A 297-nucleotide genomic window follows, 5' to 3' on the forward strand; every position below is an offset into this window, starting at 1 on the left:
ACACTACCGATCTGACGCTGACCGCGACTGGCGGTATCACCGAAGGCGGCCAGATCACTTACACCGCGACCTTGACTAATCCGGCCGGCACGCCGATGACTGTGACCTTGAGCAATGGCTCGGTCATCGTTATCGAAGCGGGTAAAACCACCGGGACCGTGGTGGTCGATACCCCGGCCAACGACGTGTATGTCAACGGCAGCACCGTTAGCACAACGATCACGGGCACAACCGGCGGCAACTTCGAGAACCTGGTGCCAGACACCACGCCAGCCGTTACCACCATCAGCGACTCGC

The 297-nt window shown here is 60.6% G+C and carries 1 protein-coding gene; it reads left to right on the top strand.

All coding sequences use genetic code 11. The features are described 5' to 3' along the window. A partial coding sequence (locus AACY45_RS28955) for an immunoglobulin-like domain-containing protein (RefSeq protein ID WP_339548902.1) occupies positions 1–297 on the top strand: 297 nt, incomplete at both ends.

The sequence above is a fragment of the Pseudomonas sp. RA_35y_Pfl2_P32 genome, from assembly GCF_963970735.1.
In the GTDB taxonomy this organism is placed as follows: Bacteria; Pseudomonadota; Gammaproteobacteria; order Pseudomonadales; family Pseudomonadaceae; genus Aquipseudomonas.